Annotated in this window: 16 protein-coding genes; 5 read left to right on the top strand and 11 right to left on the bottom strand. The window is 70.3% G+C overall.

Going from position 1 to position 22,997, the window contains the following annotated elements; genetic code table 11:
• Window positions 1-28 precede the first annotated feature (28 nt).
• The 9 genes from GWK25_RS38670 to GWK25_RS38630 form a co-directional block, all read right to left on the bottom strand.
• A complete protein-coding gene (locus GWK25_RS38670) occupies window positions 29-703 on the bottom strand; it encodes a CoA transferase subunit B (RefSeq protein WP_286014575.1) in 675 nt (224 codons plus the stop codon).
• Window positions 700-1,455, bottom strand: a complete 756-nt coding sequence (locus GWK25_RS38665) for a CoA transferase subunit A (protein ID WP_215456173.1) — start codon at window positions 1,453-1,455, stop codon at window positions 700-702. Before GWK25_RS38665 ends, GWK25_RS38670 begins: the two co-directional genes overlap by 4 nt.
• A gap of 16 nt (window positions 1,456-1,471) precedes the next feature.
• Window positions 1,472-2,224: an SDR family NAD(P)-dependent oxidoreductase gene (locus tag GWK25_RS38660; RefSeq protein WP_215456172.1), complete on the bottom strand. Its 753-nt coding sequence runs from the start codon at window positions 2,222-2,224 to the stop codon at window positions 1,472-1,474.
• On the bottom strand, window positions 2,221-3,192 hold the full coding sequence (locus GWK25_RS38655; RefSeq protein ID WP_215456171.1) for a fumarylacetoacetate hydrolase family protein: 972 nt from the start codon (window positions 3,190-3,192) through the stop codon (window positions 2,221-2,223). Before GWK25_RS38655 ends, GWK25_RS38660 begins: the two co-directional genes overlap by 4 nt.
• A 106-nt stretch (window positions 3,193-3,298) precedes the next feature.
• Window positions 3,299-4,237 carry a VOC family protein gene (locus GWK25_RS38650; RefSeq protein WP_215456170.1) on the bottom strand — a complete coding sequence of 313 codons (939 nt, stop codon included), beginning with the start codon at window positions 4,235-4,237 and terminating at the stop codon, window positions 3,299-3,301.
• A gap of 25 nt (window positions 4,238-4,262) precedes the next feature.
• Window positions 4,263-5,339: an amidohydrolase family protein gene (locus tag GWK25_RS38645; RefSeq protein ID WP_215456169.1), complete on the bottom strand. Its 1,077-nt coding sequence runs from the start codon at window positions 5,337-5,339 to the stop codon at window positions 4,263-4,265.
• The gene (locus GWK25_RS38640; RefSeq protein ID WP_215456168.1) at window positions 5,336-6,466 is read right to left on the bottom strand and encodes an FAD-dependent oxidoreductase; all 1,131 of its coding nucleotides are present in this window, start codon (window positions 6,464-6,466) and stop codon (window positions 5,336-5,338) included. Before GWK25_RS38640 ends, GWK25_RS38645 begins: the two co-directional genes overlap by 4 nt.
• A gap of 23 nt (window positions 6,467-6,489) precedes the next feature.
• Complete coding sequence (locus GWK25_RS38635) at window positions 6,490-7,461, bottom strand: cyclase family protein (protein WP_215456166.1); 972 nt, start codon at window positions 7,459-7,461, stop codon at window positions 6,490-6,492.
• A complete protein-coding gene (locus tag GWK25_RS38630) occupies window positions 7,458-8,486 on the bottom strand; it encodes a fumarylacetoacetate hydrolase family protein (protein ID WP_374200715.1) in 1,029 nt (342 codons plus the stop codon). The genes GWK25_RS38635 and GWK25_RS38630 overlap by 4 nt, the downstream gene beginning before the upstream one ends.
• A 121-nt stretch (window positions 8,487-8,607) precedes the next feature.
• On the opposite strand from GWK25_RS38630, the gene GWK25_RS38625 reads away from it, so the two are divergent.
• Both GWK25_RS38625 and GWK25_RS38620 read left to right on the top strand, forming a co-directional pair.
• Entirely contained in the window at window positions 8,608-9,549 is a 942-nt protein-coding gene (locus GWK25_RS38625; protein ID WP_215456161.1) for a LysR family transcriptional regulator, read from the top strand.
• A gap of 306 nt (window positions 9,550-9,855) precedes the next feature.
• On the top strand, window positions 9,856-11,136 hold the full coding sequence (locus GWK25_RS38620; protein ID WP_215456157.1) for an MFS transporter: 1,281 nt from the start codon (window positions 9,856-9,858) through the stop codon (window positions 11,134-11,136).
• Between the two features lie 58 nt (window positions 11,137-11,194).
• Here the strand turns inward: GWK25_RS38620 and GWK25_RS38615 are convergent, their stop codons facing one another.
• Window positions 11,195-14,092 carry an RICIN domain-containing protein gene (locus GWK25_RS38615; RefSeq protein WP_215456156.1) on the bottom strand — a complete coding sequence of 966 codons (2,898 nt, stop codon included), beginning with the start codon at window positions 14,090-14,092 and terminating at the stop codon, window positions 11,195-11,197.
• 175 nt (window positions 14,093-14,267) lie between these two features.
• Window positions 14,268-17,075: a DNRLRE domain-containing protein gene (locus tag GWK25_RS38610; RefSeq protein ID WP_215456155.1), complete on the bottom strand. Its 2,808-nt coding sequence runs from the start codon at window positions 17,073-17,075 to the stop codon at window positions 14,268-14,270.
• Between the two features lie 446 nt (window positions 17,076-17,521).
• On the opposite strand from GWK25_RS38610, the gene GWK25_RS38605 reads away from it, so the two are divergent.
• The 3 genes from GWK25_RS38605 to GWK25_RS38595 all read left to right on the top strand — a co-directional run bounded on the left by GWK25_RS38605 (window position 17,522) and on the right by GWK25_RS38595 (window position 22,973).
• Complete coding sequence (locus GWK25_RS38605) at window positions 17,522-18,520, top strand: LacI family DNA-binding transcriptional regulator (RefSeq protein ID WP_251830659.1); 999 nt, start codon at window positions 17,522-17,524, stop codon at window positions 18,518-18,520.
• A gap of 108 nt (window positions 18,521-18,628) precedes the next feature.
• The gene (locus GWK25_RS38600; protein WP_215456153.1) at window positions 18,629-21,595 is read left to right on the top strand and encodes a glycoside hydrolase family 2 TIM barrel-domain containing protein; all 2,967 of its coding nucleotides are present in this window, start codon (window positions 18,629-18,631) and stop codon (window positions 21,593-21,595) included.
• Window positions 21,596-21,662: 67 nt separating this feature from the next.
• Window positions 21,663-22,973 (top strand): ABC transporter substrate-binding protein, encoded by a 1,311-nt coding sequence (locus GWK25_RS38595; RefSeq protein ID WP_215456152.1) that lies wholly within the window; start codon window positions 21,663-21,665, stop codon window positions 22,971-22,973.
• The last annotated feature ends 24 nt before the right edge of the window (window positions 22,974-22,997 follow it).

The following is a 22,997-nucleotide window of genomic DNA, read 5'->3' as shown; positions in this document are numbered from 1 at the left end:
GACCTGCGAGGGGGCGTGGACGGCTGCGTCAGCAGGTCGCGGTGACGGCGTCGGTCCGTAGCGGCGCGGCTGTCTTCGCGGTGATCTCGTCGAGGGTGATGCCGGGTGCGGTCTCGACGACGGCGAGGCCGTCGGGTGTGACGTCGAGGACACCCAGGTCGGTGATGACACGGTGGACGCACCCTTCGCCGGTGAGCGGCAGGGTGCACTCGGTCAGGATCTTCGGGCTGCCGTCCTTGGCGGTGTGCTCCATCAGGACGATGACGCGGCGGGCGCCGTGGACCAGGTCCATCGCCCCGCCCATGCCCTTGACCATCTTTCCGGGGATCATCCAGTTGGCCAGGTCACCGCGTTCCGACACCTGCATCGCGCCCAGCACCGCGGTGTCGATGTGACCGCCGCGGATCATGCCGAAGGACAGGGCCGAGTCGAAGAAGGAGGCACCGGGCAGGACGGTGACGGTCTCCTTGCCCGCGTTGATGAGATCCGGGTCGACCTCGTCGGCGGTCGGATAGCGGCCGGTGCCCAGGATGCCGTTCTCGGAGTGCAGCACCACCTGCACGCCGGGCGGGAGATGGCCGGGGATGAGGGTGGGCAGGCCGATGCCGAGGTTGACGTAGGAGCCGTCGGTGAGTTCGGCGGCGGCGCGGGCGGCCATCTGGTCGCGGGTCCAGCCCCGGGGCGTGTCCATCGTGGCGCTCATGCTCGTACCGTCCTCTTCTCGATCTGCTTGTCGGCGGCCTGAGCGGGGGTGAGCTCCACGATCCGCTGGACGAAGACGCCGGGGACGTGAACGGCGTCGGGGCTCAACTCGCCCGGTTCCACGAGCTCTTCGACCTCGGCGATCGTGATCCGGCCGGCCATCGCCGCGAGCGGGTTGAAGTTGGCCGCGGCGCGGCGGAAGACCAGGTTGCCGTGCCGGTCCCCCCGCCAGGCCCGGACGAGGGCGAAGTCGGTGGTGACGGCGTGCTCCAGGACATGCGGCCGGCCGTGGAAGTCGCGTGTCTCCTTGGGCGGGGACGCCACGGCGACCGAGCCGTCCGCCGCGTACCTCCACGGCAGACCGCCGTTCGCGACCTCGGTGCCCACACCGGCCGGGGTGTAGAACGCGGGTATGCCCGCGCCGCCGGCGCGCAGCCGTTCGGCCAGGGTGCCCTGCGGCACCAGTTCCACCTCCAGTTCGCCCGACAGGTACTGGCGGGCGAACTCCTTGTTCTCGCCGACGTAACTGCCCGTCACGCGGGCGATCCGGCCGGCGCCGAGCAGCACGCCCAGTCCCCGGCCGTCCACGCCGCAGTTGTTCGACACGACCCGCAGGCCGCTGGTGCCCTGCTCGTGCAGGGCCCGGATCACCACTTCGGGGACACCGCTGAGGCCGAAGCCGCCGACGGCCACAGACGCGCCGTCGGTGATGTCGGCGACTGCCTCGGCGGCGCTCGAACAGACCTTGTCCATGAGTGAGAGGGCCTTTCTACGCCTGATGGATGCGTACGGCGTCCGAGATGGACTTCACGCCGCCGTGCACGGCGAGTCCGCCGTCGACCGGGATCTCGGCGCCGGTGATGAAGGAGGACTCGTCGGACAGGAGGAAGACCACGAGCGGGGTGATCTCGTCCACCGTGCCGGTCCGGCCGAGCGGGGTCTCGCGGATGTTCGCCTCGCGGAAGGCGGGGGAGGCGGAGGCGGTCATCTCGGTCTCGATGAAGCCGGGGTGGATCGTGTTGACCCGGATGCCGCGCGGGCCGAGCTCCGTGGCCGCGGTCTTCGACAGGCCGCGCAGTGCCCATTTGCTGGTCGTGTAGGCGACCGGGTAGTGGCCGGTGAGCGCGGCGGTGGAGCCGACGTTGACGATGGACGAGCCGGGCGGCATGAGGGGCGTGAGGTGCTGGACGGCAAGGAGCGGGCCGGTGACGTTGACGGCGTGGACCCGGGCGAAGTCGTCGGGGGTCACTTCGTCGAGGCGGGCGCGCCAGGTGATGCCCGCGTTGTTGACCAGGCCGTGCACCTGGCCGTACGACTCCCGCAGTTCGGCGGCCAGCTCCGCCCAGTGCTCCTGGTCGGTGACGTCGAGGCGGCGGCAGCCGGGGGCCCCGGTCACGTCGGTGGCGATGACGCGGGCGCCCTCGCGGGTCAGGGCCTCGGCCTCGGCGGCGCCCTGGCCGCGTGCGGCGCCGGTGACGACGACGACCTTGCCGAGGAGTCTCCCGGGACGCGGGTCGTTCACGGCCGCTCCCGGGAGCGGCGGCGGGCGGTCGGCAGCGGCTGCGGATCCCCGCCCGCGACCACGGTGTTGGAGACGGTGCCGATGCCCTCCACGGTGAGGGCGACGGTGTCGCCCGGCTTCAGCGGGGGCGGGGACTGTTCGCCCCGGACGCCCCACAGCTCGGCGAGGCAGCCGCCGTTGCCGCAGGTGCCGGAGCCGAGCACGTCGCCGGGGCGGACGACGGTGCCCCGCGAGGCGTAGGCGACCATCTCCTCGAAGGTCCAGCTCATGTTGGACAGCAGGTCCTTGCCGACGACCTCGCCGTTCACCGAGGCGGTCAGCGCCAGGCGCAGAAAACCGTCGGTGTCGCGGTACGGCTCCAGCTCGTCGGCGGTGACCAGGTACGGGCCGAGGGTGGCGGCCGTGTCCTTGCCCTTGCACGGGCCGAGGCGGACCTGCATCTCGCGGGACTGCAGGTCACGGGCCGACCAGTCGTTGAAGACCGTGTAGCCGATGATGTGGTCCCTTGCCTGCTCGGGAGTCAGGTCGTGCCCCTCCCGGCCGATGACGGCGGCGACCTCCAGCTCGAAGTCGAGGACCTCGCTGCCCGGCGGCACCGGGACGTCGTCGTGGGCGCCGATGACGGCGTACGGGTTGGTGAAGTAGAACGTCGGGGCGTCGTACCAGGCTTCGGGCACCCCGCCGACGCCGTCGACGGATCGCCTTACTCCTTCGACGTGTTCCTCGAAGGTGACGAAGTCCCGCACGGTGGGCGGCTGAAGCGGAGGCAGCAGTAGTACCTCGGACACGTGGGGGCCCGGTGGGACGTCCAGCGTGGCGGCGCCGGCGCGCAGGAGCGAGTCGAGTCCGTCGCCGCGGCTGAGCAGTTCCGTGAGCGAGCGCGCCCCGGGAACGGGGTGAAGGGTGCCGTCCTCCTCCACGACGGCGACCCGGCGCTGGTGTCGGTGTTCATAGGTGGCGAAACGCATGCACGGCTCCAGGCTCCGGCGGTGTGCGACAGCGGTGGGAGCCGGGGACGCGGCAAGGGCGTCAGGGCGGTGACAGGGCCACCGCGTCCCCGGGGTTCGAGGAGGATCAGACCGGCGGGGCGACGAACACGCCGCGGTCGACGTCGTTGAACGACTCCTTGGCGATCAGCTCGTTCATCGGGTTCGCCGTGCCCCACTGGTCGGTGACCTCGGGCTGGGAGAAGTCGTAGACGTGGGGGTGCCAGGTGTCCTCGTCCAGCAGCTCCAACTCCGTCGTGTACTCGACGGTGTTGCCGTGCGGGTCCAGGAAGTACGTGAAGGTGTTGTCGCCCGCCATGTGCCGGCCCGGGCCCCAGACCTTCTTGAAGCCGGCGCGGATCACGCGGCCGGAGCCGCGCATGTACTCGTCGATGCCGCGCATCTCGAAGGAGACGTGGTGCAGGGAGGTGTGCGGGCCCTTGGCGATGGCCATGGAGTGGTGCTGGTTGGAGATCCGCATGAAATGCATGACGTCACCGACGTACGGCGAGCTGAGCGTGTCGGAGTGGCGGAAGCCGAGGTGGGTCTCGTACCACTCGCGGGTCCTGTCCAGGTCCGGCGAGTTCAGCACGACGTGCGACAGCTTGACCGGGATCGACTCCTTCTCCTCGATCTTGCGGTGCTGCCGGACGTCCACATCGGCGGACACTTCGATGGTGCGGCCGTCGACGTCGAAGAAGCGGAAGCCGTAGCCGCCACCGGGTGTGTCGATCTTGCCCGGCTGGGAGACCAACTGCACACCTCCCGCCAGGAGTTGCTCGGCGAGGGCGTCCACGTCCGCCGCGCTCGCGGCGCCGTACGAGACGAGGTCGAGGCGCTTCTCCTCGGCCTTGCGCAGCCGCACCACGTACTGCTCGGGGCTGCCCTCGGCGGCGAGGAAGGAGATACCGGAGTCCTCGGCGACCTTGGTCAGGCCCCAGACGCCGGCGTAGAAGTCGAGCTGCTTGTCGTAGTCGGGCACGGCGAGGTCGACGTGCCGCAGATGGGTGAGCAGGCGTGCGCTCATGGTGGGTTTTCCTCCTGCGTGGGGGTCAGGTGAGGCGCAGCAGCGTTGTCGCGTTGCCACCGCGCACGGCGTGGAAGTCGTCGTCGGGCAGGCGTGCGGCGCGCAGCGCGCCGACGGGGTCCTCGGTGCCCATGTCGAAGGGGAAGTCGGAGCCGAGCAGCACCCGGTCGGCGCCGACCGCGCCGATCAGCGCCCGCAGGACCTGCGGGTCGTGGACCAGGGAGTCGAAGTACAGGCGCTTGAGGTAGCTGCTGGGCAGGTGGGCGCAGCCCGCGCCCGCGTCGGAGCGGGTCGACCAGGCGTGGTCGGAGCGGCCGATGTGGGTGGGCAGATAGCCGCCCCCGTGCGCGGCGATCACCTTCAGCTCCGGGTGCCGGTCCAGCACCCCGGAGAAGATCAGGTGCGAGAGGGCGACGGCGTTCTCGGTGGGCTGACCGACGGTGTTGGACAGGTACCACTGGTCGAGACGTTCGTCGAGCGTGCAGCCGAAGGGGTGCAGGAAGAGGATCGCGCCCGTCTCCTCGGCCCGGCTCCAGAAGGGTTCGTACGCCGGGTCGGACAGTTCCCGGCCCGGCGTGTGCGAGGAGATCTCGACACCCGACAGGCCCATGCCCATGGCGAGTTCGAGCGCGCGCACCGCCGACTCCGGGTGCTGGAGGGGAACGAGACCCAGACCGTGCAGTCGACCGGGTGCCTGCGCGCAGTGGGCGGCCGTCGCCTCGTTCGCGAGCAGGCACAGCTTCTCGGCCGTCTCCTCGTCCGCCCAGTAGTGGTAGTGCGAGGGCGACGGGCTGACCAGCTGGACGTCCACGCCCTGCGCGTCCATCGAGGCCAGTCGTACGGCGACGTCCGTCAGCCTCGGGATGCGCTCGGCGACCATGGGGCCGCTGACGGCGAGAGCCGCGGGCCCGTTGCGGCGGGCGTCGAGGGCCCTGGCCTCCGCCAGGCCCGGCAGGCCGGCCACCAGGGCATCGACCTCGGGGATCAGGACGTGCGCGTGTACGTCGACGGTCGGAGGAGTGCGCGCCTCCTTGCTCGACGAGGGGCGGGGATCGCGCTGGGGGCGGCTTCCGGCGGTGGCCGGCGGCGGGTGGTCCGTCACGGCAGTTCCTTGAGGGCGGTCATGGTGCGGCCGATCAGTCCGGGCACATCCGCGTCGTGCACCTGGTCCAGCTGCCACTGGCAGAGCTGGACGGACGCCTCGACGACGGTCCTCACGCGCGGGACGCGTCGGTCGTAGTAAGCCTGGAAGAGGGCGTCGTCCCAGTCGCGCCCGCTGGTGAGCAGTTCCGTCAGGACGGAGGCGTCCTCCAAGGACATCGCCGCGCCCTGGGCGAAGGTGGGCGGGCAGCAGTGAGCGGCGTCACCGACCAGGACGACCCGGCCGCGGTGCCAGGAGCCCTCGACCAGATGCCGGTTGAACCACGTGTAGTTGACCTTCGCGGGGTCCGTGATGTGCTTGGTGATCTCGGGCCAGACACCGCCGTACTGCTCCGCCAGCCGGCGCATCTCGTCCGCGTAGGTGGCGGGGTCGATGGAGTTGCGGTCCCGGTTGGCCTCGACGACGTAGGCGTAGAGGGTGTTCTCGCCGGTGGGGGTGTAGCCCGCGATGTAGGCGGGGCCACCGAAGGTGAGGTCCGAGCGGGTGACGCCCTCGGGGCGCGGGGCGGGGGCGCGCCAGATGGCCATGCCGACGGGCTCGGGACGGTCGCTGATGCCGATCGCGGCGCGGGTCGCGGAGTTCAGGCCGTCGGCGGCGATCACCAGGTCGTAGCGGCCCTCGGTGCCGTCGCTGAACCGGACGGAGACACCGTCGGCGTCCTGCTCCAGGGTCTCGGCGGTGGTGCCCAGGCGTACGGTGGCACCGGTCGCACGGACGGCGTCGATGAGAATCTGCTGCAGTTGCGGCCGCCGCATGCCGAGGGTGGCGGGCAGGTCGTCACCGCCGCACTTGATGTCCTCCTTGACGAACAGCAGGGTGCCGTCGGGGGCGGTCACCCCCAGCGAGCCGTAGGCGAAACCGGATGCTTCCACCTGCTCCCACACGCCCAGCTCGCGCAGGACACGCAGGGCGTTGCCCTGGAGGGTGATGCCGGAGCCGGTGGTGGCGTTCCAGTCGGGGCTGGCCTCGATCAGGTCGACCAAGAGGCCGGCCCGGCGCAGCAGGACGGTGATGGCGTTGCCGGAGGCGCCGCCGCCTATGACGAGGACCGTGCGGGGTCTGGACATGGGGAACTCCTTTGTTCCGCGGCTTACTTGACGGCAATCGGATTGACGGGGGAGCCGACGGCTCCGGTGATGGGCAGGGGCGCGGCGGTGAGCCAGAACGCGTACACGCCGTCGCGGGCGCAGTCGTCCGCGAGGGCGTCGGGGTCCCACATCTCGCCGATCAGCAGGCCCATGTGGGGGATGACGACCTGGTGCAGCGGCTGGAAGGCGCCGTCGAATTCGTTCGGCCGTACCTCGAAACCCCACGTGTCGGTGGCGATCGCGGCGATCTCGCTCGTGTGCAGCCAGCCGGCGGTGGTGAAGGACAGACCGGGAGAGTCTCCGCCCGCGTAGTCGCCCCAGCCCTCGCGGCGGGCGCGCGCCAGCCGCCCGGTCCGGACGACGACGATGTCCCCGCGGCCGACGGCCACGCCGTGCGCCTCGGCCGTCGCGGTCAGGTGTTCCTCGGTGATCGCGAAACCGTCCGGCAGTTCTCCGCGTTCGTCGCCGATCACCCGGCCGACATCGAGGAGGACTCCGCGTCCGGCGACGTACGGGGCCATGTGCTCGACGCCGGTGACCAGATCGCCGTCGGAGGTGACGACCTTCTCGGCCGCCCGCCCGTTCCACGCCTTGCCGTGGTCGAAGATGTGCCCGAGCCCGTCCCACTGGGTGGAGCACTGCAAGGGCATCGTGATCACGTCGTCGGCGCCGCCGATGCCGTGCGGGAAGCCCTGGTTGCCGAGCGCCGCGTCCGTTCCCGTGTCCAGCATGGTGTGGACGGGGTTGGTGCGGCGGCGCCAGCCCTTCTGCGGCCCGTTCATGTCGAACCGCTGCGACAGCGAGAAACTCGCGCCCCGGCGGACCAGTGCCGCACCCTCGCGGCGCTTGGCCTCGTCGAGGAGGTTCAGCGTGCCGAGCACGTCGTCCTCGCCCCAACGCCCCCAGTTGGAACACCGCTTGGCGGCCTCGGCGATCGCGCCCTCGGCGTCCGTGGGGTCGAGCGGGGCCGTCACGACGCGGTCCCCTCGGCGACGCAGCGGGTGCGCTGCGCGCCCAGCCCCGTGACGGAGCCCTCCATGACGTCGCCGCCCTGCAGCAGCCGTCCCCAGTGCATGCCGTTGCCGGCCGGGCTGCCGGTCAACACCAGGTCACCGGGAAGGAGTTGAGCCGTCTGCGAGATGTACGACACCAGCCGTGCGATGCCGAAGAGCATGTCCTTCGTGGACTCGTCCTGCATGGTCCGGCCGTTGAGCTTCAGCGTGACCCGCAGGTCACCCGGGTCGGCGATCGACTCGGCGGGCACGATCCACGGGCCGAGCGGGGTGAAGCCCGGGGCGTTCTTGCAGCGCAGCCAGTCGGTACCGATGGCGGGCATGTCCCGGCGGAAGACGGTGGCGCGGTCGGTGAGGTCGTTGGCGATGGTGTACCCGGCCACGTACTCCAGGGCCTCCTCGACGGAGACCCGGTAGGCGGGCCTGGCGATGACGGCTGCCAACTCCAGCTCCCAGTCGGGCTGCTGCGCCCAGTCCGGGAGCACGACGTCGTCGAAGGGGCCGGTGATCGTGCTCGGCAGGCCGATGAACACGTACGGCAGGTCCTCGGCCGCCCGCCGGTCCATGATCGCGGCGATCTCCGCGCGCGCCTCCTCGACCGTGCGGGGGTCGTCGGGGGAGCGGTGGGCGACCTCCAGGTCGATCACGTGCTGCCGGTAGTTGGCGCCGGACTGGAAGATCTGGCGGGGCTCGACCGGGGCGTGCGCCCGCAGGTGCTCCAACGATTGCCAGTCGGCCGTCCCGTCGACCGTCTCGCCGGCCGCGAGCGCGTGCAGGCGGGGGAGCATCTCGTCCCAGCGCTCGAAGATCCCCCGGGTCGTCAGGGCCGGTTCTCCGAGGGCCGTGCGAAGATCCAGCACGCGCCCGTCGGGGAGCACGAGACCGGGGAAAAGCACCTGGTCAGAGGCGGAGAGGATGCCAAGGGCGAAGGGTCCGGAGAAGGACGGGGAAGCGGCTGGGGAAGCGGCTGCGGGTTTCACGGGAATGTCCTCCAGATTGCGGTGGGACCAATGTGGCCCTCTCCGAGTAATCTGGGAAATCGATTCTTTAGATGTTGATCATCCGTGGTGTAAATGCCGCCGTGAGCGGCCTCGCTCTGGAGGCGTCGTGTCCCTCTCCGGCCTCGACCTCAATCTCGTCCTGTCCCTGCGGGCCCTGCTGGAGGAGCGCAACGTCACCCGCGCCGGGCAGCGCGTCGGGCTCAGTCAGCCGGCGATGAGCGCGGCCCTGGCCCGCCTGCGCCGCCACTTCGACGACGACCTGCTCTCGCGCGTCGGCAAGCAGTACGAGCTGACCGCCCTCGGCCGCGCTCTGCTGGACCGCACCTCGACCGCCTGCGACCTGCTGGAACGGGTCTTCAGCAGCAGGGCAGACTTCGCCCCGGGCCGCGAGGAGCACGAGTTCACCCTGCTCAGCTCCGACTACGCCCTCGCCGTGTTCGGCGCCGCACTCGCCCGGACCGTGCACGCCGAGGCCCCGGGGGTGCGGCTGCGCTTCCAGCGGACGCCCATCGACGTCACGGAGGACACCGCACCGCTGCTCAGCACGGCCGACGGGCTGCTGATGCCGCGCGGCATCATCAGCGGGTTCCCCGCCGTCGACCTGTTCACCGACCGCTGGGCCTTCCTGGTGGCCGAGACGAACGACGAGGTCGGCGACCAGCTGACCATGGAGGACCTGGCACGGCTGCCCTGGGTCATCTACCAGCGTGCCTACGACGCTCCGGCGGCCCGGCAGCTGAGCATGCTCGGTGTCGATCCGCACGTGGAGATCTCCGTCGACAGCTTCCAGTCGCTGCCCTTCCTGGTCGCAGGCACCCGCCGGATCGCCCTGGTACAGCAGCGCCTGGCCGAGCTGCTGCGCGGCGTGGCGGCCGTACGCCTCATGGAACCGCCCTACGGGGCTGTCCCTCTCCAGGAGGCACTGTGGTGGCACCCGGTGCACACCCACGACGCGGCCCACATCTGGCTGCGCGAGACCGCGGCCCGCGTGGGAGCGGAGCTGGCCGCTTCCGAGCCCGGCCGTATCGCCACGGTCGCGTCGCGATAGAGGGGCCCGTGTCGGCGCCTGGCATCCAGGAACCGGATGATCCACATCTTCGATATCGATCGGACGAGGGCTAGGCAGGGCCTGTCCGTTGGCCCATAGTCGTCTCCACCCGGCGCCGTAGCCACACCGTCCCCCGCTGCCGGAACCGGGCGGGCGCCCGGCGCGCCTGCCCGCCGCGACGCCCGGCAGCCATCGGCTCCCGCTCCTGACCTGCCACGGATGCCGGGCGGCCCGTCGGCCCGTCGGCGCGTCCATGACGGCCGCGCCATCCCGTTCCCCTCCCGACCCGCCACGTGGAGTTCCCGCATGCCTGCATCCGTGCCTTCGCTCCCTTCCCCGCCGTCCGACGCTGCCGCAGAGGACCGGCCCGAGCAGACCGTCTCCGGCCCCGGCCACCGGCTTCGCCTCACGCTGCTGATGGCCGGCGCCTGTCTGCCCATCCTGGGCGCCGTGCTCATCGCCCCCGTCCTGCCACAGATGCAGGACCACTTCGCCGACGTGCCGGGCGTCGACGCGCTCGTCCCCATGGCCCTGACCATCCCCGCCCTCTCCCTGGCGCTGCTGGCCCCCTTCGCCGGAGTCCTCGTCGACCGCCTCGGCCGCAAGCGTCTCCTCATCGTCTCGACCGTGCTGTACGCGATCCTCGGCACCGCACCCCTGTGGCTGGACTCCCTCGGCGCCATCGTCGCCAGCCGCGCCCTCGTCGGGGTCGCCGAAGCCGCCATCATGACCTGCTGCACCACGCTGATCGGCGACTACTATTCCGGTCGGCAACGCGACCGCTACCTCGCGATGCAGACGATGTGCGCCGCTATCTCCGCGACGGCCTTCTTCGCGCTGGGCGGCGCGGCCGGATCGGCCGGCTGGCGCGCACCGTTCTGGGCCTACGCCGTGAGCCTGCTGCTCGCCCCCGCCATGGCCGCCTTCCTGCCCCGGCCCCGGCCGGCCGACCGCGCGAACGAGCCCTCCTCCACCGCCTCGGAACCGACGGTCAAGCGGCCCTTCCCGTGGCGTCCGCTGGCCGGCACCTGCGCCCTGACCGTCTTCGGCGCCATCCTCTTCTACGCCGTCCAGGTCGAGATGGCGTTCCTCCTGGACGACATGGGCGTGAGCAACTCCGCTGTGATCGGATTGGCCACGGCCGCCTCCAGTGCGGCGGTCGTGATCGGCGCCGTCGTCTTCGCCAAGGTGGACCGGGGCCCCCAGGCCTGGCTGCCCACCGCCTTCGGCCTGAGCGCCCTCGGCTTCGCGGTGATCTGGCTCGCCCCGAACCCCGGCGTGCTGACCGCCGGCGCGGTGATCAACTGCCTCGGCAGCGGCATCATGCTGCCGAGCCTGCTCACTCTCGCCATGTCCAAGCTCCACTACGCCGACCGCGGCCGCGGCACCGGCCTGTGGACGGGCTCCTTCTTCCTCGGCCAGTTCGTCTGCCCGCTCGTGGTCCTCGCGCTCACCGCCGCCGTCGGCACCCTGGCGAACGCCCTGGGCGTATTCGCCCTCGCCGGGGCCGTCGCCACCACCGCTCTCGGCCTCGCCGCCCGCCGCCGGACGGCCGCCCCGGCACCGATCCGGCAGACGGCGGGCTGACCTTCTGAGCAGGCCGCGGCGGCGAGTCGGATCGCCGCCGCTCACCTGTCCAGGGCCGTCACACCCCCACTGGCTGCCATTCCTGGTTGGCGCCGCCGCCCGCGGGCCACTGGATGACCTTGGCGCCGTCGGCGGTCGATCCACTCTGCACGTCCGCGCACAATCCGCTCTTGATGTTGACGAGGCGGTAGTGGCCGCTGGTGGCCGCCGGAACGAGCTTCCACCACTGGTGGGTGCCGCCCGCGTCCGACCGCTGGTCCAGGGCTGTGCCGTTGCTGGTGGAGCCGCCCGGGACGTCGAGCACCTTGCCGCTGTTGACGTTGGACAGGCGGAACGAGCCGTCGTGGTCGGGGAGCAGCTCCCACTGCTGGTTCGCGCCGCCGGACGACGTGGACTGGATGACCGGCGCGCCGTCGGAGGTGGAGGAGCCGGAGACGTCCATGACCTTGCCGCTCTTGCGGTTGACCAGCTTGAAGGGGCCGGTCAGCAGGCCGATCGTGATCGTGGTGCTCGTTCCCGCGGTCAGCGACACCCTGCGGGCGTGGTTGCCCAGTGACGACGTGGTGACCGTCGCGCCGGTGCTGATGGACGTGATGCCGCGCCGGCAGATGAAGGTGATGTCCTGGTCGATGTCGGAGGTGAGCGTGACAGTGGCCGTGCGGGCCGCCGTGTCCCAGGACAGCGACTGGACGGTGATGCGGTTGCGGCCGCGGACGCCCTTGATGGTGCCCTTGTCCAGCTGGTCCGGGAGGGCGGGGAGGATCTCGAGGACACCGGGGCGGCTGTAGACGAGTGCTTCGCCGAGGACGGCGGGGATGGCGTTGGCGGCGTCGCAGTTGTAGATGTCCAGGTTGGGGTTGTGGGAGGTCATCAGACTCCGCCACACCATGTTCTTGCCGTAGATCTTCAGCAGGTTGCCGTAGACGCCGGGGCCGTCCTTGAGTCGGGCGCGGGCCAGGGCGCGGTGGAGGCTGCCGTGGGCGGAGTAACCCCCGTCGCCTCGCTTGTCCAGGGCCTTGGCCGCGTACTTGACCAGGTCGGGCCTGTCCTCGGGGTTGATCTCGTGCAGCGGCCAGGCGCCGTACAGGTGCTGGACGTGCCGGTGGTCGTAGCGGTCGGTCAGGCCCGGCCAGGACCACTCGGCGAGCGCCCCGTCGCTGTTGACGGTGTAGTCGGGCAGCTTGGCGAGCAGGGCGGTCCAGCGCTGCACGCCCTGACCGCTGCCCTGCTCCAGGCCGAGGGTGTTGGCCGCGTCGATCGCGGCCTCCAGGGCATGCCGGCCGGCCATGATGTCGCCGGTGGCGTTGATGGAGAACGCCTGGCTGGTGCTGAGCGGCCTGTTCTCCATGGAGTAGGAGGGGACGAAGACGGCCTTGCCGCCTGCGTCGGTGCGGGTGAGGAAGTCCTCGTAGAACAGGGCCAGTTCCATCAGGGCCGGGCCGAGCTTGTTCTTGTAGAAGGCCGCGTCGCCGGTGACCTGGTAGTACTCCAGAAGCGGGTGGAGCAGCCAGTCGGCGCCGCCGGTCCAGGCCTCGCCGGGGAAGTTGGTGTTGTTGAAGTGCAGCATGTGCCCGTACTCGCCGTCGGTGCGGGACGGAGCGAGGAAGCCGCGGGCGCCGTAGAGGTTGGTGGCGTTGTCACGCCAGTGCTGCAACTGCCCGAGAACCAGGTCGAAGTAGCCCTGCATGGCGTCGGTGAGGTCGAGGATGTTGCCGCCGGCGACCTGCAGGTTGACGTTGGCGTCGGTGGTGAAGTCGTCGGCCCAGGAGCCGTTCCAGGTGCCCGCCCAGATGCCGGTCAGGCGTGGTGGCAGGACACCACTGGAACTGACGAAGAGATAGCGGCCGGAGTCGTACATCCGCTCCAGCAGGGCGACGTCGATGGCGGACGCGTTGCCGTTCTGGCGGGCTATGAGCTCGCCGGTGGCCAGTCGGCGGTCCGCGGCGGAGACGTTCAGGTCGATGCTGGAGCGGTCGTACATGGCCTGGTGCTTCGGGGTGTGGCGGCCCAGGAGGGTGGCGTAGTCGGCCGTCAGCGCGGCGAGGGCGGTCTGCAGGGGCCGGCTGTTCCAGCCGGTGGAGGTCTCGTACCGGCCGAGCTTGGTCAGCAGCAGCACCCTGGTGGCCTTGGCGACCACCAGGGTCTGCCCGTTGGCGGTGACGGAGGAGCCGCTGCCGAAGGCCACGACGCGGGTGACGCCCTCGTAGCCGTACGCGCCGCCGGAAGGGTAGGTGCCGCGCAGGTTCAGGTAACCGTTGCCGCTGGTGACGGTGGCGGTCGTGGAGAAGGACACTCTGGTCGGCACGCCCGGAAGAGCGGTGTTGACGCTGATGGTGGTGTCCACGGTGCGGCCGGTGGCGGGCAGCAGCTCGTGGACGATGACCTGGTCGGCGCGGGAGACGAAGACGTGGCGCTTCCAGGTGCCGTACCGGTCGGTCCAGGTGTGGGTGATCTCGCCGGTGCGGAAGTCGGTGACGCGGGCGAAGTCGTTGACCGTGGTCATGCCCGGGGTGCTGAGCTGGAGTTCGTAGCCGGGGTGGAAGGTCTGCGTCCAGCGCAGGCTCCAGCCGCCTGCGAAGGTCGTGGAGGCACCGGAGTAGTCGCCGGCCAGCGCCTGGTCCCGGGCGGCTTCGAGCTTCCCGGAGAGCACCGGGGGCATGACGTTCCGGGTGCCGTTGGGCAGCACGAACCGGTGATGGTTGAGGATCATCTTCTCGAGCGTCGGCGCCCCGTAGTAGACGGCCCCGTACTCACCGTTTCCGCTCAGGAACCCGTCGGTCCAGGCGGAGGCGGTGGCGTTGTCCCAGATGCCGCGGTCGGGCAGGGTGACCTGGGGCGGTACAGCTGCGGCGGCCCGGTCGGCGAAGACGAGGCCGGGCAGGGCCGTGGCGCCGGCGGCGAGGGCGGCCGTGGTGAGGAAACGTCGACGGTCCAGGGGAAGGTCGGGCAGTGACATGGGGCGACTCCGTTGTCGGGCGGTGAGTGCTACTGGGCACAGGGATGCCACCGGTACGGGTGCGGTGGTGGACAACAGCGCTTTGTCAGACCTGCGGTGGCTGGATCGGCCGTCGACGGCAGATCCGCACGGCTGAGGCCGGCCCGCCCCGTGGGGACGGACCGGCCTCGCGCGTCTACGGGGTCACGGTCAGCGCGGGCACCATGTCGGCGTCCGCGTTGGTGAGCTTCCCGGAGCCGGTGGCGCCTTCGGAGCTGACGAAGCGCAGCTCGTGGTTGGTGCCTCCCGCGTTGCCGACGGCGAGCAGCAGCGTGGACTGCTTGGCCGCGTAGGCGCTCTGGACGAAGGAGGTGATGTCGACGGTGATGACGCGGCCGTCGATCGCGTCGCCCTGGTGGTTGCCGCTGCCCTCGGGGACGACGGTCGAACCGAGGGTGAAGGCGGCCGACTTCGCCACGGAGGAGTTCGTCGCGGTGAAGCTCGGCCGGTTCTGCCAGGTCATGGTGCTGACCGGACAGGACGTGCCGCCGCCGGTGCAGGTGGTGTCGCTGACGGGTTGCACGAGGAGCTGGTCGGTGTCGGTCGACGGGACCGACGAGTAGCGGTGGCCGATGTAGGTGAGACGGAGTGTCGCCTGGGTCGGCGTCTTGGTGATGCCGTTGAGGGGGAACTGGAGGTAAGCGAGCTTCCCGTCTCCGGATCCTGTGGTGTACTGCTCGCCCATCAGGCCCACGCCGGTGTTGCGGGTGATGAGCGTCAGGTCCGAGGAGCTGTTCTTGCTCTGGTCGCCGGTCCACGCGCCCACCCAGGTGTCCCCGTCGGCCGGTGCGCCCGTCCTGACGTTCTGGGTCTGGCCGTTCGCGTCCGTGTAGGTGCTGGTCAGCGTGGAGATCCCGCTCGGCGCCAGCGGGAACTGGCTGGAGTACTTGACGAGCTTGCCGCCGACGCGGAGGTTGTTCAGCGTCACGTTCGTGACGCCGTTCAGCGGGCTGCTGTTCGTCTTCTGCTCCGTGAACCACACGTTGTCGAGCTTGAAGGTGCTGATCGGGGTCTTGGTGTACGTGTACGTGGTGCCCGACCCGTCAGGGTTGGGGGCGAACCCGTAGGTCGCCTGATCCTCGGCGGTGATGGTCTGGGTGGACCCGTTGCCGCCGTTGAGCCTGATCGGTCCCGACCCGTACCGGGAGGTGTCGAACGAGCTGTTCTTGATCACGATGCTCGAGATACGTGGGTACGGCTTGGGGCTGTTCTGCGTGAAGATGCCGCCGGCCCCCTGCGAGATCGAGTTGAAGTTGTCGAACGTGTAGTTGTTGAGCTTGTATCCCCACGAACTCCATCCGATGCGCATCGAGTTGCCTGCGCCGGAGGACCAGCTCAGCGTGTTGCTGACCGAGATGTTCTTCGAGTCCGCGCTGTCCCAGTGGTAGTTGTCGAACCCCAGCTCGTCGACGACGGTGTCGTGGGCGCCCACCGCGTTGGCATAGCCCTGGATGTCGGGGGTGGAGGTGCCGAGCTGGAAGTTGCCCCACACGCCGGAAGCCATCGGGGTGAATCCGTCGCTGGGGTTGTAGTGGCCGGAGGCGAACGCGTCGTCGTTGCCGAGGGTGAAGACGCCGTTGGCGGTGATGTCCTGGCCGCTCGCGAAGTCGATCCCGTCGATCCACGGCTGGGGGTACGGCGTGAGGCCCTTGATGTTGTTGAACGTCACCCGGCTGGCGGTGTGGGTCTCGTAGTTCCACTGCTTCGAGTCGCGCAGGTAGGTGTCGTTGAACGTGATGTCCGACGAGTGCATGACCATGACGCCGCCCTGGTGCTGGCTGCGGTAGGCGTCGTGCGAGTCACCGACGCTGCGGGCGTTGTAGTTCGCCACGCCGTTGCCGTCGAAGACACCGCGACCGCTGATCTCGATGTTGTTCGAGTTGATGATCGCGACCGCCGGCTCGAACGCCTCCATGTACGCCTGGATGCGGTTCTTCACCAGGGCACCTTCGTCGGTGTAGATCTTCAGCTTGCCGCCCTTGAGCTTGCTGCCGTCCACACCGTTGACCAGGAGACCGGACGATATGTAGGTACCGTTCGGGAAGTAGAGCGTGTTGAGTGCCGTGGGGTTGGCCTTGATGGTGTCGATGGCGGCCTTCAGGGCGTACGTGACGTCGCCCGCGGCCATCGTCCGCACATTCGGGTAGCGCACATTGACGGTGCTCGCGCTCACCAGGGCCCCGGCCGAGGTCTTCTGACCGGCGGGTATGGCGGTGCCGCCCACGGTCTTGCCGGCCATGGAGCTCGTCGTCGCGGCGGGAGCCTTCTGAGCCGTGCTGTTCGGGTGCTCCGCGAGATACTTCGCGGCGAACTGCTGGAAGTTGAGGACACCGGTCTGCAGGTTGACGCCGGAACCGTCCGGTGCGCTCGTGGTGTCCGGGCGCCGCGCCGGGTCTTCCAGAGGGTCGTTGATGACCGCCAGGTAGGGCTGTCCCGTCACGCTGGTCGAGTCGCCGTTGACCATCACGATCGCCTGGTTCAACCCGGCTTCGGCCGACATCTGGAACGTCAGGGTGTGCTTGTCCGCGCTCACCGAGACGCTGCTGGACGGGTAGTAGCGCGCCGGGTAGATGTTCACCGTCTCGATCGTGGTGCTGGGCAGCGTGACCGTGACCGTCGGTGTCCGGGAGTCCGAGGCGAAGCGCGCGATGTCGAAGTTGTTGCGGTTCGCGGTGTACCGCACGGCCTGGACGGGCGTACCGGCGACCTGCACCTGGTACTTGGTGGACGCCACGTCCGGGGACGTCGTCGTACCGCCTCCCACTCCGCTCGGCGCGTACGTGTGGACGGTGGTGGCGGCCTGTGCGGGGGCGGCGCCGGTGAGCATGAGGCTCGCCGCCGCGATGGTGGCGCTCGCGGCGGCCGCGATGACGCGCTTCACGCGCGATCTGCGTCGCGCCGGGGCGAGGTTCGGGACGGCGTCGTCGCCGGCCGGTCGGATCATGCCTGTCTCTCCTCAGGACGAGACCTTCGCAGGTCTGTTCAGGCGCTCCCCGCCGGCCGGAGGCGGCGCGGAGCATGCGCGATGCCTCCGGCCGGGTGCGGCCGTCGGCGCTGTCGTGACCGAGAGGTCCACTACGGCGCCTCGAGGGCGATGGCGCCGAGTGGCACGGGTGGTGGTTCCGCGGCGGTGGACCGCGACGGCTTTTTCGTTGACCGATCCACGTAACCGGTGTGGCCGGGATGTTAATGTCGCATTTCTGGAGCCGTCAACGGTTCCGTCGTCTTTCCGATGTTGAACTGAGTGCGACGTGCTCCGTTCTCAACGTGTGCACGTAACCGCTGGATTACGACAATCCGACGAAGTCTTGCCTCTGTCACGACAGTCGACCTACGCTGTCGCCACTTTCGTGGATCGATACATGTTCTGGGGTGGGGCTCGTGGTGACGATGGCGGAGGTGGCCGCTCGGGCGGGAGTCGCCAAGCAAACCGTCTCCAACGTGGTGTCCGGCAAGAAGGTGCGGCCGGAGACGCTGGCGAAGGTGAACACGGCGATAGAGGAGCTCGGCTACAAGCCGAACCTGGTGGCGCGCTCGCTGAGAACCGGCAGCACGTCCACCGTGGGGCTGTTCGTGCCGCGGGTGGCCAACCCGTTCTATTCGGAAGTGGTCGAGGAAGTCGAGAACGTGCTGGTCGGCCACGGGTACAACCTGCTGCTGGCCACGACCCGCGACGACCCCGACCACACCCGGGCCCATCTGGAGAACCTCGCCGCGCGCTCGGTGGACGCACTGCTGGTCGCCGGGGACAACGGCGTCGAACAGCAGTTGCCGATGCTCGTCGAGGCCGCCTTCCCGGTCGCGCTGTGCGCCTGGGAGGGAGACCCGCCCACCACGCTGCCGGTGGTGTCCATCGACTACGAGCACGCCGGGTTCCTGGCCGGGCGCTACCTGAGGGATCTCGGCCACCGGAACGTCGCGGTGATCGCCGACCTCCCCGCGCACTCGCCGCGCGTACGCGGATTGCGCCGGGCGTTCGCCGAGGACGGACTGACCATCGAGGACCGGCAGGTGTTCGCCTGCACCAGGGACGACGCCGCCGGCGGGTTCGCCGCGGGCAGTGCGGCGCTGGAGGCCGATCCGGAACTGACGGCGATCTTCGCCACCCACGACGTCCTGGCCGTCGGCGCCATCGAGGCGGTCGTCCGGTCCGGGCGGCGCGTCCCCGACGACGTCAGCATCGTCGGCTTCGACGACATCTCCCAGGTCGGACAGATCCAGCCCGCGCTGACCACGGTCACCTTCCCGAAGAGGGAGATGGCCCAGCAGGCAGTCGAGCTGCTGCTGCGCGCCGTCGACTCCGGCCGGCCGCCGACCAACGCATTGACGCTGCTGCGCCCCACCCTGACCGTCCGGGACAGCAGCGCCGCGCCCCGGGCGACCGGATAGCACCGGGCTCCGCTCGACCCGCGCTCGCTCCCCATGAGCCGAGGGCACGGTCCTGCCTGCCGGCTTCCCGTCACCGCCACGAGCTCCGACACAGAAAGCCCTCCACTGATGACAGACCTCGATCCCCACGCCTACGTCGAAGACCGGGCGCCCGGCACCGGACGGCTGCGGCCACGCGCCGCGTTCGCCACCGACCTGCCCACGATCACGCTCGACGGCGACTGGCGATTCCGGTTGGCGTCGGGGCTGGACGACCTCACCGGGGACTTCGCCGCGCCGGAGTTCGACGACGGCGCCTGGGACCTGCTCGCCGTGCCGTCCTGCTGGCAGATGACCGGCCTGCCCGACGAGCCGCACTACGGTGCCCCCGCCTACACCAACATCCTGTACCCGTTCCCGGTCGACCCGCCGAGGGTGCCCCGTGAGAACCCGACCGGCGAGTACCGCCGCGCGTTCGACGTTCCGGACGGGTTCCCGGCATCGGCCGCGGTGCTCCGGTTCGAGGGCGTCGACTCCGCGTTCGCGGTGTGGCTCAACGGGATCCGGCTCGGCGACGGCAAGGGCAGCCGGCTGACCACCGAGTTCGACGTCTCCACCGCTCTGCGGCCCGGCCGGAACGTACTCGCGGTCCGCGTGCACCAGTGGTCGTCCGGCAGTTACCTGGAGGACCAGGACATGTGGTGGCTGTCCGGGATCTTCCGGTCGGTGTCCGTGGCCGCCCGCGGTGTCGAGGACTTCTTCGTCCACGCCGCCTACGACCACACGACGGGTCAGGGCACCCTGGCCGTCGATGTCACCGCCCCCACCCGGGTCTCCCTCTCGGTGCCCGAGCTCGGCATATCCGGCGCCGACCCGGCCGGTCCGCACGTGGTCGACGGCGTCGAGCCCTGGTCGGACGAGCAGCCGCGCCTGTACACCGGGGAACTGGTCTCCGAGGCCGGGGAGCGGATACCGCTGCGCATCGGCTTCCGCACCGTGGCCGTCGTGGACGGTGTCCTCACCGCGAACGGCAGGCCCGTCTCCCTGCGGGGCGTCAACCGCCACGAATGGCATCCGCTCACCGGGCGGACCCTGACCGAGGACACCATGCTGACCGACGTGCTGCTCATGAAGCGGCACAACATCAACGCGGTGCGCACCGCCCACTACCCGCCCGACCACCGTTTCCTGGACCTGTGCGACGAGCACGGCCTGTGGGTGTTCTGCGAGGGCGACCTCGAGACGCACGGCTTCGAACCCGGCGGCTGGCGGCGCAACCCCAGCGACGACCCCGCGTGGCGCGAGGCCTACCTGGACCGGGCCGAGCGGCTGGTGGAACGCGACAAGAACCACCCCTCGGTCATCGTCTGGTCGCTGGGGAACGAGTCCGGAACCGGAGCCAACCTGGCCGCCTCGGCCGCGTGGATCCGGCAGCGCGACGACAGCCGCCCGATCCACTACGAGGGCGACTTCGCGAGCTGCGCGTACGTCGACCTGTACTCCCGCATGTACATCGGCGTGGACGAACTGGCCGCCGTGGGACGCGGCCAGGAGGCGCCGACGGCCGACCCGGCCGACGACGCGCACCGCCGCGCCCTGCCGGCCGTGCTGTGCGAGTACGGACACGCCATGGGCACCGGCCCCGGCGGGCTGTCCGAGTACCAGCAGGTCATCGAGGCGCATCCGCGGCTGGCCGGCGGATTCATCTGGGAGTGGATCGACCACGGGATCGCCCGGCTCACCGGGCAGGAGGACCCCCAGTCGTACTACGCCTACGGCGGTGACTTCGGCGAGGAGGTTCACGACGGCAATTTCGTCGCCGACGGGCTGCTCTTCCCCGACCGCACGCCGTCGCCGGGCCTGGTCGAGTACAAGAAGGTCGTCGAACCGGTCCGGATCCGCGTCGACCCGGCGACCCGGCAGATCGGCGTGCACAACCTGCACCACGTCCGCGACAGCGGCTACCTGGACTTCCGGTGGACCGTCGAGGACGGCGGCGAGCCGGTGGGCTCCGGCGACCTGACCGTGCCCGCGACGGCTCCGGGTACGACGACGACCATCGCATGGCCCGCCGACGTCACCGCCGCGCTCGACGCGGCCCGCAAGAACGACTCCGGCCACGAGGTGTGGCTGACCGTGACCGCGGTGCTCGCCGCCGACGAGACCTGGGCCGGGGCCGGCCACGAGATCGCCTGGTCCCAGGGGCTGGTCATGGCTCCGGCCGCCCCTCCCGTGTGCTTCACACCGGCGCCGGCGATCGCCCACGACGGGTACATCGCACTGGGTCCCGCGCGGTTCGACGCGCGCAGCGGGGTGCTGACACGGCTCGGCGACCTGGAGCTCGACGGTCCGCGCCTGGACGTCTGGCGGGCCCCGATCGACAACGACCTGCTCAGCGCCTTCGGCGAGCCGCAGACCGACGCCTGGTTCGCCGCCGGCCTGCACCGGATGCGCCACGACGTCCTGGGTGTCGAGCCCGACGCCTCCGGGCTCACGGTCACCGCCCGGCTGGCCGCCGCCGGGTCCTCCTGCGGGCTCGGCGTGGTCTACCGCTGGACGGCATGCGACACACCCGACGCGGGCCAGGCCCGGCTCCGGCTGGAAACCGTCGTCACCCCCGAAGGCCCGTGGTCGGTGCCGCTGCCCCGACTGGGCGTCGCGATGTCGCTGCCCGGCACCGACGCCGACGTCGAGTGGTTCGGCCCCGGTCCCGGTGAGGCCTACCGCGACTCCCGCGCCGCGGCTCGCGTCGGCCGCCACCGGTCGACCGTCTCCGCGATGCAGGTCCCCCAGATCCGCCCGCAGGAGAACGGCAACCGCCACCAAGTCCGCCGCGCCGGGATCACGACCCCGGACGGCACCCTGCTCATCACCGGCGACCCGGTCATCGACCTGACCGTTCGTCCCTGGAGCACCGAAGCGCTGGCCGCCGCGGCCCACCAGCACGACCTGGTCCGCGACGGCAGACTCCATCTGCACCTCGACCACGCCCACCACGGCCTGGGCAGCGCGGCCTGCGGCCCGGGCCCGTCGGCGCCGGACGTCCTGGCCGCGGTCACCACCGCGTTCGGCGTGGAGTTCGGCACCAGCCGGTAGACGGGCCTTGCCCGCCCGCCCACCGGCCATCCAGCAAGTCCGCCCCTGTCACAGAAGGTTTCCTCACATGAACAACACCACCATACGCACCCGCAGACTTTTGACGATCACCACCGCGGCGCTCCTCGTGGCCGGCCTCGGCGCGTGCAGCAGCACCGAGAGCACCTCCGACACCGCCGAGAAGAGCAAGGCCGGGCCGGTGAACATGGAGTTCTGGGGCTGGGCCGGCTACGAGAAGATCGTCGACCAGTGGAACGCGTCCCACCCGGACGCCAAGGTCACCTTCAAGAAGATCCCGTCGGGCCCCAAGGGCGGCTACACCCAGATCAGCAACGCGCTCACCGCCGGCGAGGGCCCGTGTCTGGCCCAGATCGAGTACCAGACCATCCCGTCGATGCTCGTGAAGAACTCGGTCATGGACATCACGGAGTACGCGAGCGACGGCATGGACAAGTACGTCCCGTCGGCCGTCTCCTCCTCCAGCGTCGGCGGCAAGATCTACGGGGTTCCGGTGGACGTCGGCCCGATGGTCCTCTTCTACCGCAAGGACCTGTTCGCCAAGTACGACATCACCGAGCCGCCGGCCACCTGGGCCGAGTACAAGGCCGACGCCGAGAAGGTCACCGCCGCCGACCCCGATGTGAAGTTCGGCCCCATGCTCGGCGACGCCGGCGGTTTGGCGGCCTTCACCCTGCAGACCGGCGAGTCCTGGTACTCGACCAAGGGAGACAGCTGGACTGTCAGCATCGACAACCCCGGCACCCGCAAGGTCGCCGAGTACTGGCAGGACCTGAAGGACAAGGGTCTGGTGGCGAAGCACGGCAGCGCCTGGGACCCGCAGTTCAACAAGGCCTCCGAAGCCGGCAAGGTGCTGACGTTCGTCGCCCCGGCCTGGGCCGCCGGCGGTCTGAAGTCGGACCTGAAGGCCCTGTCCGGCAAGTGGCGGGTCGCCCCGATGCCGACCTGGGAGGCCGGCGACGGCACGAGCGCCAGCGGCGGCGGCTCGGCCACCTCGGTGATGACCGGATGCAAGACGCCCCGCGAAGCAGTGCAGTTCGCCGATTTTCTGTCCAGTGACCCGCAGGCGGTGAAGACGGGCATCGAAGGCGGGCTGTACCCCGCGTCGAAGGCCGGACAGGACGACCCGTCACTCACGGGGGGTGACCCGTACTTCGGCGGCCAGAAGGTCGGTGACGTGTACAAGACCTCCGCCGCGCAGGTACCCAGCACCTGGACCAACGGCCCGACCTTCCAGCAGGTCGAGACGGACTTCACCGGAGCCATGGGCAAGGGCACCCTGCCGGACGCGATCACCAAGGTCCAGGCATCGACAGTCGCCGCGATCAAGAAGCTCGGACTGTCGGTGACCAACGGCTGAGGCGGCTGGCCCTGCCGCCTCACA

This window comes from Streptomyces sp. ATCC 21386, assembly GCF_018728545.1.
Lineage (GTDB): Bacteria > Actinomycetota > Actinomycetes > Streptomycetales > Streptomycetaceae > Streptomyces.
The sequence above is the reverse complement of the archived record's forward strand: the minus strand, read 5'-3'. Positions and strand labels throughout refer to the sequence as shown.

Excerpts from the sequence above, each read along its gene's own strand:
- GWK25_RS38655 (WP_215456171.1), bottom strand. The coding sequence starts at position 3,192 with ATGCGTTTCGCCACCTATGAACACCGACACCAGCGCCGGGTCGCCGTC.
- GWK25_RS38605 (WP_251830659.1), top strand. The coding sequence starts at position 17,522 with ATGGCGGAGGTGGCCGCTCGGGCGGGAGTCGCCAAGCAAACCGTCTCC.
- GWK25_RS38670 (WP_286014575.1), bottom strand. The coding sequence starts at position 703 with ATGAGCGCCACGATGGACACGCCCCGGGGCTGGACCCGCGACCAGATG.
- GWK25_RS38610 (WP_215456155.1), bottom strand. The coding sequence starts at position 17,075 with ATGATCCGACCGGCCGGCGACGACGCCGTCCCGAACCTCGCCCCGGCG.
- GWK25_RS38640 (WP_215456168.1), bottom strand. The coding sequence starts at position 6,466 with ATGTCCAGACCCCGCACGGTCCTCGTCATAGGCGGCGGCGCCTCCGGC.
- GWK25_RS38620 (WP_215456157.1), top strand. The coding sequence starts at position 9,856 with ATGCCTGCATCCGTGCCTTCGCTCCCTTCCCCGCCGTCCGACGCTGCC.
- GWK25_RS38615 (WP_215456156.1), bottom strand. The coding sequence starts at position 14,092 with ATGTCACTGCCCGACCTTCCCCTGGACCGTCGACGTTTCCTCACCACG.
- GWK25_RS38595 (WP_215456152.1), top strand. The coding sequence starts at position 21,663 with ATGAACAACACCACCATACGCACCCGCAGACTTTTGACGATCACCACC.
- GWK25_RS38600 (WP_215456153.1), top strand. The coding sequence starts at position 18,629 with ATGACAGACCTCGATCCCCACGCCTACGTCGAAGACCGGGCGCCCGGC.
- GWK25_RS38665 (WP_215456173.1), bottom strand. The coding sequence starts at position 1,455 with ATGGACAAGGTCTGTTCGAGCGCCGCCGAGGCAGTCGCCGACATCACC.
- GWK25_RS38650 (WP_215456170.1), bottom strand. The coding sequence starts at position 4,237 with ATGAGCGCACGCCTGCTCACCCATCTGCGGCACGTCGACCTCGCCGTG.